The organism is Chitinophagales bacterium (assembly GCA_016787225.1).
Classification (GTDB): Bacteria; Bacteroidota; Bacteroidia; order Chitinophagales; family JADJOU01; genus CHPMRC01.
This window is the reverse complement of sequence record JAEUUY010000021.1, coordinates 76,441-91,144: the sequence shown is the minus strand read 5'-3', so window position 1 is coordinate 91,144 and position 14,704 is coordinate 76,441. Positions and strand designations below refer to the sequence as shown.

At 35.9% G+C, this 14,704-nt stretch carries 8 protein-coding genes; 3 read left to right on the top strand and 5 right to left on the bottom strand.

Translation table 11 applies throughout. The features are described 5' to 3' along the window. Positions 1 to 69: 69 nt before the first annotated feature. The gene (locus JNL75_07500; GenBank protein ID MBL7789651.1) at positions 70 to 2,466 is read left to right on the top strand and encodes a transketolase; all 2,397 of its coding nucleotides are present in this window, start codon (positions 70 to 72) and stop codon (positions 2,464 to 2,466) included. Continuing rightward, the gene (locus JNL75_07495; GenBank protein ID MBL7789650.1) at positions 2,466 to 3,365 is read left to right on the top strand and encodes a DUF3667 domain-containing protein; all 900 of its coding nucleotides are present in this window, start codon (positions 2,466 to 2,468) and stop codon (positions 3,363 to 3,365) included. Before JNL75_07500 ends, JNL75_07495 begins: the two co-directional genes overlap by 1 nt. A 372-nt stretch (positions 3,366 to 3,737) precedes the next feature. On the opposite strand, the gene JNL75_07490 is transcribed toward JNL75_07495, so the two are convergent. From JNL75_07490 to JNL75_07470, 5 genes are all read right to left on the bottom strand, one after another. After that, positions 3,738 to 4,328 (bottom strand): hypothetical protein, encoded by a 591-nt coding sequence (locus JNL75_07490; GenBank protein ID MBL7789649.1) that lies wholly within the window; start codon positions 4,326 to 4,328, stop codon positions 3,738 to 3,740. Positions 4,329 to 4,715: 387 nt separating this feature from the next. Continuing rightward, complete coding sequence (locus JNL75_07485; protein ID MBL7789648.1) at positions 4,716 to 6,935, bottom strand: T9SS type A sorting domain-containing protein; 2,220 nt, start codon at positions 6,933 to 6,935, stop codon at positions 4,716 to 4,718. Positions 6,936 to 7,058: 123 nt separating this feature from the next. Next, a complete protein-coding gene (locus tag JNL75_07480) occupies positions 7,059 to 9,428 on the bottom strand; it encodes a Smr/MutS family protein (protein MBL7789647.1) in 2,370 nt (789 codons plus the stop codon). Further along, positions 9,421 to 10,338, bottom strand: coding sequence for a site-specific tyrosine recombinase XerD (gene xerD, locus JNL75_07475; protein MBL7789646.1), 918 nt, complete (start codon positions 10,336 to 10,338; stop codon positions 9,421 to 9,423). The genes JNL75_07480 and xerD overlap by 8 nt, the downstream gene beginning before the upstream one ends. Positions 10,339 to 10,342: 4 nt before the next feature. Further along, complete coding sequence (locus JNL75_07470) at positions 10,343 to 14,332, bottom strand: GHKL domain-containing protein (protein MBL7789645.1); 3,990 nt, start codon at positions 14,330 to 14,332, stop codon at positions 10,343 to 10,345. Positions 14,333 to 14,442: 110 nt separating this feature from the next. On the opposite strand from JNL75_07470, the gene JNL75_07465 reads away from it, so the two are divergent. Beyond that, complete coding sequence (locus tag JNL75_07465) at positions 14,443 to 14,667, top strand: hypothetical protein (GenBank protein ID MBL7789644.1); 225 nt, start codon at positions 14,443 to 14,445, stop codon at positions 14,665 to 14,667. Positions 14,668 to 14,704: the final 37 nt, after the last annotated feature.

The window sequence follows — 14,704 nt, the reverse complement described above, 5'->3', positions numbered from 1 at the left end:
TCAACCTGAATGGATAAATAACAGTTAGATAGGCATATAGTTTTACCCTTGATTTCTTATCTTTGCCCTATGAGTTCACAGGTTAATAGTAGAAAAGAAATCTCCCTAGAGGAGTTTAAAAAAGAAATATTGGCTGACTACCAGCTAGGCTGGGAAAGTCGTCATTTCAGCACCATAGGTAGAAAAGAGGTGCTGACTGGTAAAGCCAAATTCGGTATATTCGGAGCTGGCAAGGAATTAGCCCAAATAGCATTATCCAAGTATTTTCAAAATGGCGACTATCGTACAGGTTATTATCGTGATCAAACCATAGCCTTAGCCTCTGGAAATGTGACCCTTAATCAACTTTTCGCTCAGCTCTATGCACATGCCGACGTAAATCAAGACCCAATGTCTGCTGGTAGAATGATGAATGCACACTATGCTACTCGAATGCTAGACGAAAACGGTGAGTGGAAAAATCTGATGGAAATGAAGAATATGCCTGCTGACCTCTCCCCTACAGCAGCACAATCATTAAAATCACTAGGGCTAGCCCTAGCATCTAAGTTGTATAGAAATAATAACGATATCCAACACCTCACTACATTTTCAAATAAAGGCAATGAGGTCACTTTTTGTACCATAGGCGATGCCTCTACGAGTGAAGGTATTTTTTGGGAATCGGTCAATGCCGCCTGTGTCATGCAGGTTCCATTGATATTTAATGTATGGGATGACGGCTATGGTATCTCCGTGCCTCAAAAATATCAAACCGCTAAACAGTCGATATCACAAGCTATGAGTGGTATGCAGTCCGATAGCCAATCCATAGGAATGAATATTTTCACCGTAAAAGGATGGGATTATGCCGCCTTGGTATCGACCTATAAAAAAGCGGTGGAGACCACACGTAAAACGCATTCACCAGCTTTGGTACATGTCACCGAGGTCACTCAACCTCAAGGTCACTCAACTTCGGGTTCTCATGAGCGCTACAAAAGTGCAGAACGTATGCAATGGGAGCAGGATTTTGATTGTTTGGTTCATTTTAAAAATTGGATTCTAACTAATAATATTTCGGATGAAGCTACTCTCAATGAGATAGAGAAATTAGCTCTAGAAAAAGTACAAAAAGCAAAAGTAGAAGCCTACGAGGCCTATATCGCAGATATACAAAGTTTAAAGGACGAGGTAAAACCTTTTATAGAATTATTGAAAGCTAGCTCTAGTCAAACTGCTGCTATTGAGGAGCAAATTAAAATTATCGAGTCCAAAACGACAATATATAAGCGTGAGATATTAAAGGCTGTGCACACTATTCTGACTTTGGCAGAAAAAGAATCGCTTTCTGCTTACGAAAATTTAAAGTCATGGTATTATGACGTCGTGCGCGCAGAGGAAAAAGTTTACGGCTCTCATCTTCATAGTCAGAGTAAATATAATGCTTTAAATATAAAAGAAGTTCGTGCAGATTATAATAATGCGATTGAAAAATCAGGACATGAAATTATCAATCATTATTTCGACCAACTCTTTGCTGCTCACCCTGAAATGGTAGCTTTTGGTGAGGATGTAGGGCAAATTGGTGACGTAAATCAAGGCTTCGCAGGATTACAAGAAAAATATGGCGAAATACGCATCTTCGACGCTGGTATTCGAGAGGCAACCATTATAGGACAAGGTCAAGGCTTGAGTATGCGAGGCTTGCGGCCTATAGCCGAAATACAATATTTAGATTATCTTCTCTATGGCTTAATGCCACTGAGCGACGATGTAGCTACGCTGCAATACCGAACCTGTGGCGGACAGAAGTCTCCACTTATTGTTCGCACTCGTGGACATCGATTAGAAGGAATATGGCATTCGGGAAGTCCTATGGGTATGATTCTTCATTCCCTTCGTGGTATGTATGTATGTGTACCTAGAAATCTTACCCAAGCGGCAGGTATGTATCAAACCCTGTTACAAAGTGATGAACCAGCCTTAGTCATAGAACCTCTCAATGGTTACCGATACAAAGAACTCATGCCTAATAATCTGGGAGAATTCTCCCTACCACTCGGAAAAGTTGAGGTCTTGAATGAAGGCACTGATATCACTATGGTAAGCTATGGGTCTACGATTCGCATCTGTCAGGATGCTATCGAAAAATTAAAAAATCGTGGCATTTCGGTTGAATTAATCGATGTCCAAACACTCTTACCATTTGATTTGACCCATGACATCGTAGCATCACTTAAAAATACGAATAGACTCGTAATTGTGGATGAAGATGTACCGGGAGGAGCTTCCGCATTTATGCTTCAGGAGATTTTAGAAAATCAAAAAGGCTATCAATATTTAGATTCTGCTCCTAAAACCATCACAGCCAAACCGAATAGACCAGCCTATGGCACGGATGGTGACTATTTTTCCAAACCTAATGCGGAGGAAATCTATGATGCCGTGCTAGCTATGATGAAAGAGGTAAAACCTAATCTGTAATGGCGCGCAGAAGAAATAAAAAAACGCATTGTCTCAACTGCAACTACAGTTTCAATCAGAGTGAGAATTACTGCCCAAACTGTGGTCAGGAAAATCACGATTTGAAAATTCCTTTTTCGCATTTTGTAGAAGAATTTTTAGAAGGCATACTCCATTTTGACAGCAAGGTATGGCATACATTGAAGACCTTATTCTTCTACCCAGGTAAAATAACCAATGATTTTCTAGACGGAAAACGGGTCAGTTTTGTGCCGCCTATTCGCTTGTACGTATTCTTTTCCTTTATCTTTTTTCTGACATTAAGCTTGGTTTTTAATCATAAAGATGAAGATAAAAAACTCACTCAGATCATAGCTGAAGAAGGAAAAGCAGACAAAGAAGAAATTAGCAAAGTTTTCGATTCACTAGAATTTAAAGTAAACATAGAAGATAGTATAGGAGCGAAAGAATCGCAAGAAATAGAAAGAAAATTGAGAAAAATTGGTTCTATGACAGGCGGGGATATCAATCAGCTCAATCAAAAAGTTTACAAAATCTTATCCTTTGCTTTGTTCTTCTTATTGCCTGTATTTGCGCTTATCATGAAATTGATGTATCGAAGTAGTCATAAATTTTACTACGAACATTTTATCGCCGCGATACATTATCATGTCATTATTTTCATTATACTGCTAATTGCTATTGGGTTCTATGCCATATCTCTCCCTAGCGCCTCCTACCTGATTCTATTCTTCGGAGCACTAGTCTATTTTATCAATAGTTTGAGAGCCGTCTATCACCAATCCTGGCTGAGAACTACGGTAAAAGCAGTATTAATATTCTGGGTATATGGAATTATACTCCTCGCAGTTATAGTCACTATAGCATTAGTAGTAGGAGCGAAGTATTTTGGGTTTTAATCCACTACACAGTTATCTTATACCAATAGCGGTTTTAAAATGGTCCAACCCAATTTAAAACCTTGCTATGGTAAATGCCGTAGCTGTATTTGTTTAGAGCCATGCGACATTAGACTATTACTAATACGCTTACGGTATTATTTTCTTCCCTCAGAGTCTTCTGAAAAGGGACAGTAGAATTGAAATTATTATTGTTTTCATCGTCTTTCTGTTGGTTTTCGCGCTTTACTGATTGTAGCGGAAGGCGGCTTGGCGTAGGGCGGGTTTTAAAAGGATACTTTTTCGCATAATGACAAAGATAATTTAAATTCCGAAACTTTCAACACCAAACTGCACCCTGCCTTATGCCAAACCGCCAGATAAGTGCTGTTTTTATTCTATTTGACTAATGTAGTAATTTTCGTGATTGATTTCCATTATGTCATTCACCTTTCTTACTTTTGACTCAATGCATTCTTTTTCTATAGTTTCAAAACTCACTTCTCTTTCTTCTATGTTAACTATTTGTTCACTACATAGTAGTACTTTTGTTCCATAAAAGATTTTAGTTAGCTGTTCTGCGAAGGTTAGGTAGCCGTTAGCAATCTCTTCTTTCTTTGTTAAGCCAAAATTTCCACAATGTTCCATATCTCCCAAAACTGTAATTAAATCTTTTTGAATTATTACGATTATTCCGCCATGGATTTTTTCTTTGAAAAGGGGGTAAAAAAGTTTAATGTATTCGCCGCTAATTGTATCTTTTAATTTGTTCAGAATCCAGTTCGTGTGGTTATAAATAAAATAGTCTTTATTAGGTTCTTTACCCTTAATAAATAGTGAAGGTGGCTTCACTTCTTTTAGGTTGTTTTTTAGGAAGGAAAAATCAAGCTTTACTTTTTCTAGCTCTTGTTTTATATGTGTTTCTAGAGTATCAATGTCTTTTGAAATCCTTTGTTCCCCAAAAAATTGAAGCCAAATTGCCATTATGATTGTAAGTTTCATGTTCGTTCGCTAAAATAGCACCTATCTAAATAACACCCGCAACTTTCTTCGAATTTCCACCCTATTTTGAGAGATAACACGCAGTAAATTAGTATAGTTGAGACCCACTTTTCTTAATTTTGTTTCAAGCAAAGATAAAAGATGTTATCATAAATATGTTAATTATTCATGAAAGACTAAGAACCTTAAGTTTTACCCTGCGAGGTGGGAGTTATTAGAAAAAGTACGGATACCGCTTGCGCTAATATCCAGCTAGGTAGGAGGATAAGAGTTTCACAGAGGTTATTCTCACGGAAAACACAGATTACTCAGAAATTTTCTCTGCGCTCTCAGCGCCTCTGCGGTGCAAAAAATATACTAATACCGTTCTTACTCCCTCGTCAGTTTCAGCAAATCCTTTACTCCTGATTTATCTGTAAATTCTAATAGATAATTTCCCGGTGCAAGTTCAGCTAGATTCACAATTTCTCTTGATGATTTGACATCTAAGTCCATTTGTAGTTTTCCATCGATACTATACAGTTTCAATTTGCCGCCATAAGGAGAAACTATAGTGATATTATCTTTGAATGGATTTGGATAAATATGAATCAAACTAGAATTTATATTCGAAATCTCAGCAGTAACTGCCTTCGTCACCTTGATATTCACCTTTTGAGTATCAGAACTACATTGATTCGAGCTAGTGAGTAAGACCCATACATCACCGTTTTTCTTATAGCTTCTAGAACTATTAGTTGTAGTAAATTTTAAACTGGTATCGCTGAAAGTCCATTGATAACTTTTACTTCGCAGACTAGAGTTGGTGAATGTAAAATTAGGATCAGCGTTGGCCACACTGAAATTAGCTACAGGCTTTAAATCAGCAGCATTGAAAAACGTATCTGTAGCACCTATACTTTCATTATAATAGCTTCCACTAGGTGTAGTTTCTAGAAGCACTGCTCGCACTTGATATACAAAAGTATCCGGTGAACTCACACAAGAATCATCATAATTAGCCGAAGAAACGATAGCGGTATTTAGTTTTATAAAATTGGCATCCTTTAATTTTCGCTTGTAAATATTATATCCCAATACCGTTTCCCCACTTACTGACCACGTAAGATTGACATGAGCACTATCTTTCAAGATGGTAAATAAGTTTTTAGGTGGTTTGACATAATGCAGCTTGAGTGTAGGGTCACCTAAAAGGGCGATATGAATGCCATTCATGAAATTCATACCATTGTACAAAGCACCAGGATTTCGATTATTTTGTGTCAGGATAGTTGATTCTCCTATAGTGCCTCCCAGCGCCATGTGGTGGAAAAACCAACGCGGTCTTCCGCTCCAAACATTGGTCAGAATTTTGCCATGTGCTAAGGCTGCACGAAGTACATTATTTCTATTGTCCCAGTCGCCAAAATAAGAACCAAATAGCATAGTGAATACCGATAGGGGTTGACGTGCTGCGAAATTCACTGTAGTACCCACCCCAGAGCAACTCGTGTAGCTACCTGCGCCACAGCCATAGCTCCATAGATACGATGCTGTGTCCATTGTACCTAGATAATCCATACCATTTCCAGCAGTACATTCGAGAATATTCTCTCGGCCTATGAGGGTAGAGAAATTTCCCCAACCGCTTGCTGAAAAGGCTTCACCACTAAAGGCACCAAAATTATCATCAATCAAAGCTCTTCGCTGAGCTCTATAATCTGCGACTTTATATTCATTTAGTTTTTTCAAATAATCCTTAAGTAATGTCGCTTCCGACTTTGTAAAGGCTGGCATATCGAAAAAATCAACTCGACCTACAGCGATATCGGCGGTGTTATTATTTCCCAGTATGGTCTGATCCCATACACCATCATTGGGTCTATTCCAGTTTCGCTTCTGTGCTCCCGTGGTATCATCTACCTGATCATCCGACCACATGCCATCAATATCTGCATAATAAGCATCTGCTGGCCATGCTACGATATGTTCAGTATGCGCGTCTGGAGGGGTAGGTTTGAAAAAACCTGAGTAAGGAACAGCCACATGACCTACTATAAAAAGTGATTTAGTATTTTCAGGGTCTTTCTGATATTCAAGAACCACCTTATCCTTCACGGCATCTGACTTCAGACCTCGAGACACATCAATTCTTACGACTTTCCAGCCTTCATTTTCTGCATTCAAGGTCCATTGTGTCAGCTCTGAATTTATGCTATCACGCATCACACTATCAACCAATAGAATCACTATCTTGGGTGTATTTGTCACGGGTATTTCTATACCTGAGTTAATAAAACCATAGGCATTATAAGACCCTGCATTCTTTTCTATGAGGTATTCGTATGAGGTAGCCAGTTGCACACTATTATCTGTATAGACAGTATCATTCCCTGTCAGGGTAGTGACAGCGGTTCCCCAGCTAGCATCCAATTTAAGTTTTCTAAAAATACGATACGAAGTCACTCCTGATTGAAAACCCCAGCTGAGTCTAATCTGAGGAGGAGATTTTTGAACATTGGCAGATACCATCACGGTATAGTTTCTAGCGCCTTGTGAAAATAAATCTGTAACCAATAACAGAAATAAAAAAATGATAAAACCTTTCATTTTTAATACTTTAGAAAGAGCTAAGATAATTAAAATTACTAGAATTATTGTAACTAAAAAAAGATATTTCTTATCAATCTGACTAAAACCCATGAATGCATGATACTTAGCATTCTCTTTTCACTAAAAATAAACATACGTCACCCCCTCACCTCCATGCTCGGGCAGCGCAGATTGGCATTTAGTAATACTTTTATATTGGCGGAGTTGTTTGAGGATATCGGTACGCAGTTTCCCTTTGCCATGAATGATTTTGATTTCATGAAAATTATTGAGTAAGGCTCTATTAATAAAATCATCCAACTCGGCTATAGCCTCATAGGCAAACTTTCCACGCACATCGAGTTCTCGAGAACTGGAGCGGTCGAGAGCAATTATTTTTTTAGTACTCGATTTTTTGCTGGTTTCTTCGGGAGGTAGTAAAATCAATTCTGTAGCAGAAATCGTGGACTTCATATTATCGAAAATGACGGTCACTTTATTTTTATTCATCTTCTCGATAATTCCTATGGCATTGGTTTGTATAAACTGAACCCTATCGCCAATAGCCAATTTTTGGTTCGGATCTACTTTGTGTATTTGTTTGTAAAGGTCTTTAGAGGTCTGCTCAGCCTCCTTTTTTTCAGCTTCGATACGCTGCTGCTCTGCTGCAATTTCTTCTAGTTTATTCTTGGCTTTGAGTTCATCTTTAAATTGTTTCAACTCACGCTCCTTCTCCGCTATTTGTTCTTGCAGCAGCATCGTTTTTTCATAGCGCATTTTCTTTCGCATCAAATCCATATCTAGGTGAAGCCGATTCCAGTCTTTCATCTGTTTTTTGAGCTCGTTCTCGGATTGTTCGAGTTCCTTTTTCTTATGATGAAGATCCTTTTCTTTCTTCTCCAATCGGAATAACTGTCTATCGTACTTCACTTTCTCCGTTTCGCTCAGTTCTTCTGCTCGTTGGATGATTTCGGTTTTCAAGCCCATTTTACGTGCGATATGAAAGGTATAAGAGCTGCCAGGAAAGCCTACAGAGAGTTTAAACAAAGGTTCTAATTTGGCTTCATCAAAAAGCATATTAGCACTGAGGCTATCTTTGCGTGACTCTGAAAATTTCTTTAAATCGCTATAATGCGTAGTAGCTATTATCGTTGACTTTTTCACTAGGATATGCTCTAAAACAGACTGTGCCATAGCTGCGCCAAAACTAGGGTCGGTGCCATCGCCCAATTCATCGAAGAGTAGAAGGCTATTCTGATTAGCTTGCTTCATCATTTCATTCCAGAGTTTAAGCTTGGAAGAATAAGTACTCAATTCATCCTCGATTGATTGTAAATCACCGAGATCACCGACAATCGTATCATAAAGCGGTATAATAGCATCGCCATCAGCAGGTATAGGTATGGCTTTCTGAGCCATAAGCGCCAGCAATCCGAGTGTTTTGAGTGTGACCGTCTTGCCTCCTGCATTAGGTCCACTAATGACAAGCATATAATGGTGCGATTCAAAGGTAATATTAAATGGAACTACTAGCTTGTTACCTTTCTTTGCTTTGAGTTTGAGTAAGGGATGACAGGCATTCTTGAGATTAAATTTTTGTCCTAACTTTGGAAGACTGCCATCAATTCGATTCATAAAACGCTGCATAGCTTGAATGGAGTCCATCTTCGCCAAATACTCCTGATATTGATATAGTAAGTTTTTATACTTAGCCAAGAAAGCAGTCAACTGAATTAGGATTTTGCGTACTTCTCTATCTTCTTCCCTATCCAATTCCGACGCTTCATTATTGAGAAATATAGTTTCTGCCGGTTCGATATAGACGACATTTCCTGTTTCAGATTCATCGACGACCATACCCTGCAACGATCGCTTGTAAGAAGAGACCACAGCTAATACACGTCTTCCTTGTCTAAGTGATTCTTCTACTTCATGCAATATTCCATTTTGTCGATAATGGACGAGAGCACGCGAAAAGGCTTTGTCGATTTCGGAGAAAATAGATTTTTTGCGTTCTCGAATTACAGCTAATTCTTTGCTTGCTGAAGATTTGACTTCGCCATCCTCATCCAGTATGCGATCTATCTCACGAAGCAATGCCGTATCATAAAATAATACATCATTCATGCGACTGAGATTTTCTAATTCTGATTTATGCTGTTGTTCTTTAAAGAAAACCTTAGTGGTATGGAAATTAGATATCATTAATCGCAGCCTATGGACGTCTTCACGAGGTATAAAATAGTTCTCGATATGAAATTTTTCAAAATGATTCGAGAAATTATATATATGCTGAATAATGAAATCCGGGTAATGATTCCTTACAAATTGAAATTCTGCTGTGAATTGATAACTAGACTCAATGTCATTTCTTGATAACTGCTTATTTAAAATATTGGTTTGATAATAATCTCTACCATAATCAGACTGAAAGCAAGAAACTACCTCGTTGACTACTAAGTCAAATTCTAAGAGCTTTTCAGTTTGCTTGAGATAATTGATATTAGACATTGCTGTTCTTATATAAAGGATGAAATTGTTCGATAGTTTTTCGTAGAAATTGATTGTCTAGATGAGTATAAATCTCGGTAGTCGTGATAGAAACATGTCCTAACATCTCCTGTACCGCTCGCAAATCCGCACCGCCTTCTACCAAATGTGTAGCGAATGAATGTCGAAAGGTATGCGGAGAAATAGATTTGCGCAAGCCAATCAAACTCACCTGCTTCTTAATCATATTAAATACCGATATTCTGGATAAAGGCGTACCTTTTAAATTTAGAAATACAAAATCTTGAAATTTCTCATCTACTTTCTTCTTACTACGATAATGATTTAAATATAAACGAAGATACTTAATAGCGTCTGAACCTATTGGCACGATGCGTTCTTTATTTCCCTTGCCAATGACTTTAATGATTTCTATCTCCAGCTGTATCTCAGATAACTTTAAATTCAACAGTTCCGTAATTCGCAATCCGCAGCTATATAAAACCTCTAGTATAGCTCTATCTCTCGTGCCTTGTTCTGTGCTGACATCGATAGAATTTATCATAGCTTCTATCTCTTGAAAGCTTAATGTATCGGGTAATTTGCGAATCAGTTTTGGTGCATCTATCAGTTCGGCTGGATTTTGCTGAATATAATTCTGGTAAATTAAAAAATTAAAGAAGGATTTAATACCTGAAAGTATGCGTGCCTGTGATGACTCTTGGATTGAAAAGTTTTCGTATAGATAAGCCAAAAAATTCTCAATATGTCTTCGTTCGATAGTCAAGGGAGCTATAGCCGGATTTTGTAATTCAGAGTAAGACTGAAGTTTACCAATATCATTGAGGTAGGCGTCTAAGGTATGCGCAGAAGCATTCTTCTCTAATTTTAAAAAATTTCTATACTCCTTGAGTAAATAATTCCAATTCATATACTTATACTCTCACGCAGTTTTCTCTTACCCAATCTTTGTGCATAGCCTCAAAATGCCAAAATTCATGATCATAAGCAATAAAGCCTGCTAGCCTCATCACTTCGCGAAGCAAATTTCTATTTGACCTTTGTGCTTCGGTTAAATTTTCATAATCAAAATGAGCACGCTCCGAAAATTCATCAAATTCACAACCCATATCTAGCTCTTGATTAGGTGTATAAGCGTCCGTGAAAACTTCCACTAGCCATATATCCACAGCCATACCATAATTATGCATAGAATCTTTGTCAGGTGGTGCTATGAAATTTAACTTATTGTCCCCTTGATACAAATCCCACATCATTTTTTGCACCTCAAATGGTCGTAGTGCATCTTTAATGACTAGTCTATAATTTGTATTTTTTGAATATAAAAATTCGCTCGCCTTTATCAATTTATGATAAGTTATTTCATGTAAAAATGATTTATCAAAATCAGTATATAGCACCTTTGTAAATACATTGTCGCTGAATCGATATCTCAAATCTTCGAGAATAGTTGCAGTTTCGTTTTTCACAAATCCCGTGGATAACCATGCTTCTTCTCTAGTTGTAAATTGGGAATCATTATTCACAATTTGTTTTGGTAGAGACACATAAAATTTTGTTCCCTTTCCTAGTTCTGATGAAAACCAAATATTTCCATTCATGGTGGTAACAATCTTTTTGACTATAGCTAAACCTAATCCACTACCCGAAGACTTAGTAGTAAAGTTAGGCACGAAAATTCTATCTTTTTCCTCCTCACTTATACCTTTTCCAAAATCTTCAATTTCTAAGAAATAAAAACTTTGGTTCTCTCGAAGTTTAAGGTTTACTAGGGCATCATCTTCATCGTAGGCCTGAATGGCATTCTTGATTAAATTATTGAGTACACTCGTCATTTGATTTCTATCACAATTGACTATAGTTTTATCGATATGAGAATAAAAATTTACTTCTACGTTTCTAGACTGAAACAATTCAACACTACTCTGAATCATAGACTTCCAGTCCATGATCTCTAGTTGAGGCGTGTGCAGTCGAGCGTAGCTAGAAAATGCTGTGGCTATGCTATCTAAATTATCTATTTGTTCTATTAAGGCAACAGCTGTGCTCGACACTAATGATTCTATATTTGAATGTCCTTCTTTTAATTTTTTTTGAAGAAACTGAATCTTCAATTTCATAGGAGTCAATGGATTTTTGATTTCATGTGCTATTTGTTTGGCCATTTCACTCCACGCTTCTTCCCGCTGCTGCTCTGCTAGTATCCTAGCACTCTCCTGAATTTCATCGACCATAATATTATATCGCTTGACTAACTCCCCTATTTCATCCTGATAACTATATTCTAAATACTCATTCTTCCTAGCTAAACCTAGATTCGAAATTTTTTCAGTTAGTGTTTGTAGAGGCTTGGTGATTCTATTAGCTAACCAAATAGCAAAAACCAAAGAAATCAGGAATACTAAAACATATAAATTAATCAAAACAACTATTAAACGCATCTCTTCATTTTGAGAGCCTTTACCATTTTGACTTGTTAAGGCTATATAGTATTTGACACCACTTATTTTACTCCCTAAAATAGCGAAAGATTCAAGATAAGCATCTTCTAATCCCTTTCTCGTATTGAATTGTATATCGTCATTACTCCTTAAATGAAAAAAAATCCGTGGATCCAAAAGTTTAGGATAGTCCATATTTTTTATATCCGTCTCACTGGACTGAATCAATTTACCACCTTGATCATATAAATCGTAATCCAATAATGAAATTCCTTTTAACTTTTTAAACAGAGGATTTAAATCAGTAAGTGGATCATAGAGATTAGTACTATAGATTTGCTCAATCGCTTGTTTAGTTACTTTTAAGTTATTGTAGGATGTTTCCTTGTTATAGATAGTAAATCGACTCTTAAGACTATTGAAGCTTAAAATAGTAATGCCAATAAAAATGCTAATAACCAATAAAAATATAGCTAATACAATCTTCGTTCTCAATTCATTAAAATGAAAAAAAGGCTCAGATATATAAGTAATGCGAAGAGACCACACTATGAGGAAAAGGAAAATAGCAAGAATAAAATTAATGCAAAAAATATACGAAAACTGGCTCAATATAGAGACAGGATTTGCTTTTTGTATAGTGACCAATACTTTTATAACATCTGAAAGGGTAAAAGCAAAATGATCAAAATCTAATCCGAACTGCTCATCTGTAAATTTAATGTTAGCCTTAGAATAAGGATATCTTTTCTTATATCGATAAGGTCCTGATTGTTCCAGAAGGGTATCTGATAAATATAAGCCATAGCTTATTTTATTTTCTCTAATTATAACTTCATTTATCGCCTCTTTGGTACTGTTTGCAATATTTGAAAGATGGGTCTTGGGATTTACTATCATATAATGATAGACATTCCCTAATTTTTGCTGAATTAAATACTGGCGTATAGAATTAGAGTGAACTAAAAAAAGCTTTGCAGACTCATTACTCAATAAGAGTTCTTTTGATTGATACTGCCTTGAATCTATCCATTTTTGATATTCCAGTTCATCTATTTTATGAAATTCAATACCTCTAAATGAAGATAAATAAGAATTTAAACTATCACTATTGTTACTCTCTAGTAAGTATAGCATCTTCTCCTCCAAAACCTTATCTAAACCAAAGGTTACATTAGTGGCAATAGAAGACAATATGACTTCTTCCTTCTTGAGATTATATCGAGATAATAAAAACGTGGTGGTAAAGGATGCGAAAAAAAGAAAAACCCCAAAACTGAAAATCCTATTTTTAATATTAAAATAGTATCGAGAATAGAATATAGTAATAAAAAAGAGAAGTAAAACAAAGGTGAGTTTGATTTCAAATCGAAAATCTCCAACAAATCCTAATAGAATGACAGTAGTAATAAAAATGAGGAAAGAAACTATGGTTCTTTTTTTGCTCAATTTAAAATTATAGATTGTCTTTAAAATAAGATTGGACAATAAATAATAATTTGAAAAGGTCATTAACATGATACCTAGTCCTATAAAACTATAGATAGTTAAGCGTGGGAAATAATCGAAATTAAACCAGATAGAACTTTCAACAACCATTCTTTCGAATATCTTATTGATAGAAAAAGATTCACCTAAAAGAAAAATTAATGCCGCTGTATGTATAATAAAAGCTATCCATGTATTCTCCCAACGTTTCAGATTTAATATCAAATTCTCCTGGAGATAGTATAAAATAATCTGAGTGGAAAATACAAACAAAAACAAATCACCTAATGATGGCGTGACATCGGAAGAATAGAGTGAAGGATTAAATAATTTGAGTGAATAAAAAATAGAAGGTAGTTTATAAAATAACAATAGTTTTCGTGTGGTATATACTAGACCAACAAATACCAGACAACCTATAATAGGATAAACTCTTGTCAGAGGTTTAGTGAGAAAGTATAGTATTCTCAGATAAAAAAATGTAGCAATAATAATAACCAGTAATCCAATGATAATCCATAAATCATTCGCATGTATAGCGCGCTTTATGCTAAATAGGAAATTGTCCTGACTATCAACAAAATCAAGTGAATTAGCTTCTTTATAGCCAAGAACCATATACTCCTTTCTTTCATCATCTCTATGAAAAAAGCGAATTGAATTATCCAATTCCGATGTTATAAAACTCGATAAATTAAACCAAAATATGATGTTCTTATTATTGTATTTTACTTTAGATAGTAAAAAATTATCTTGACCAATCTCCCTGTAAGAAATAGTATTAATATTATTGATAGCTTCAGGGTGGAGATAATTGGTATTCTTGTCCCAAAACTCAAGTTCAAAATTAGCAGAATTATATACTTGACAAGCTATGAAAGGATTAAAAAAATCCGAATTATCGATTTCTTTTGAAGCATTAGCGTTGTTTAAAATTTTAAGGAGCAGGGCTGAATCTTTAGACAATTTCTCCATAGAGTGTATCTCTTTTTGAAGAAGATTGAATCTAGAGGATTGAAACCATGCATCGAATGGATTAAAAGAAATCAACCAATATAAACTTGTAAAAACCAAAAAGTATAGAGATGACAGCCGAATGCTCTTCTGTCGAAAAGCAAATAGTATCAAACTTTTTACTCTATGAAAACTATAGTTCAAGTCCTTTTTTAGGCAAAGGTAAAACGAAATGGCTTATTATACCAATGTTACATCTAAAATATTCCAAACTATTTTGGATGGTTACAGTAGTATACACCGTTGCTATTGATGTCCAGGGAAATGAGCGACAGCGATATTGGACTGTTACATAAATACAAGGTATTATACCATTTGTAAATTCAACTGTAG

What these genes read in the sequence shown, in the direction of transcription:
- JNL75_07490 (MBL7789649.1), bottom strand. Translation starts at nt 4,328, where the DNA reads ATGGCAATTTGGCTTCAATTTTTTGGGGAACAAAGGATTTCAAAAGAC.
- JNL75_07495 (MBL7789650.1), top strand. Translation starts at nt 2,466, where the DNA reads ATGGCGCGCAGAAGAAATAAAAAAACGCATTGTCTCAACTGCAACTAC.
- xerD (MBL7789646.1), bottom strand. Translation starts at nt 10,338, where the DNA reads ATGAATTGGAATTATTTACTCAAGGAGTATAGAAATTTTTTAAAATTA.
- JNL75_07470 (MBL7789645.1), bottom strand. Translation starts at nt 14,332, where the DNA reads ATGGAGAAATTGTCTAAAGATTCAGCCCTGCTCCTTAAAATTTTAAAC.
- JNL75_07480 (MBL7789647.1), bottom strand. Translation starts at nt 9,428, where the DNA reads ATGTCTAATATCAATTATCTCAAGCAAACTGAAAAGCTCTTAGAATTT.
- JNL75_07485 (MBL7789648.1), bottom strand. Translation starts at nt 6,935, where the DNA reads ATGAAAGGTTTTATCATTTTTTTATTTCTGTTATTGGTTACAGATTTA.
- JNL75_07465 (MBL7789644.1), top strand. Translation starts at nt 14,443, where the DNA reads ATGACAGCCGAATGCTCTTCTGTCGAAAAGCAAATAGTATCAAACTTT.
- JNL75_07500 (MBL7789651.1), top strand. Translation starts at nt 70, where the DNA reads ATGAGTTCACAGGTTAATAGTAGAAAAGAAATCTCCCTAGAGGAGTTT.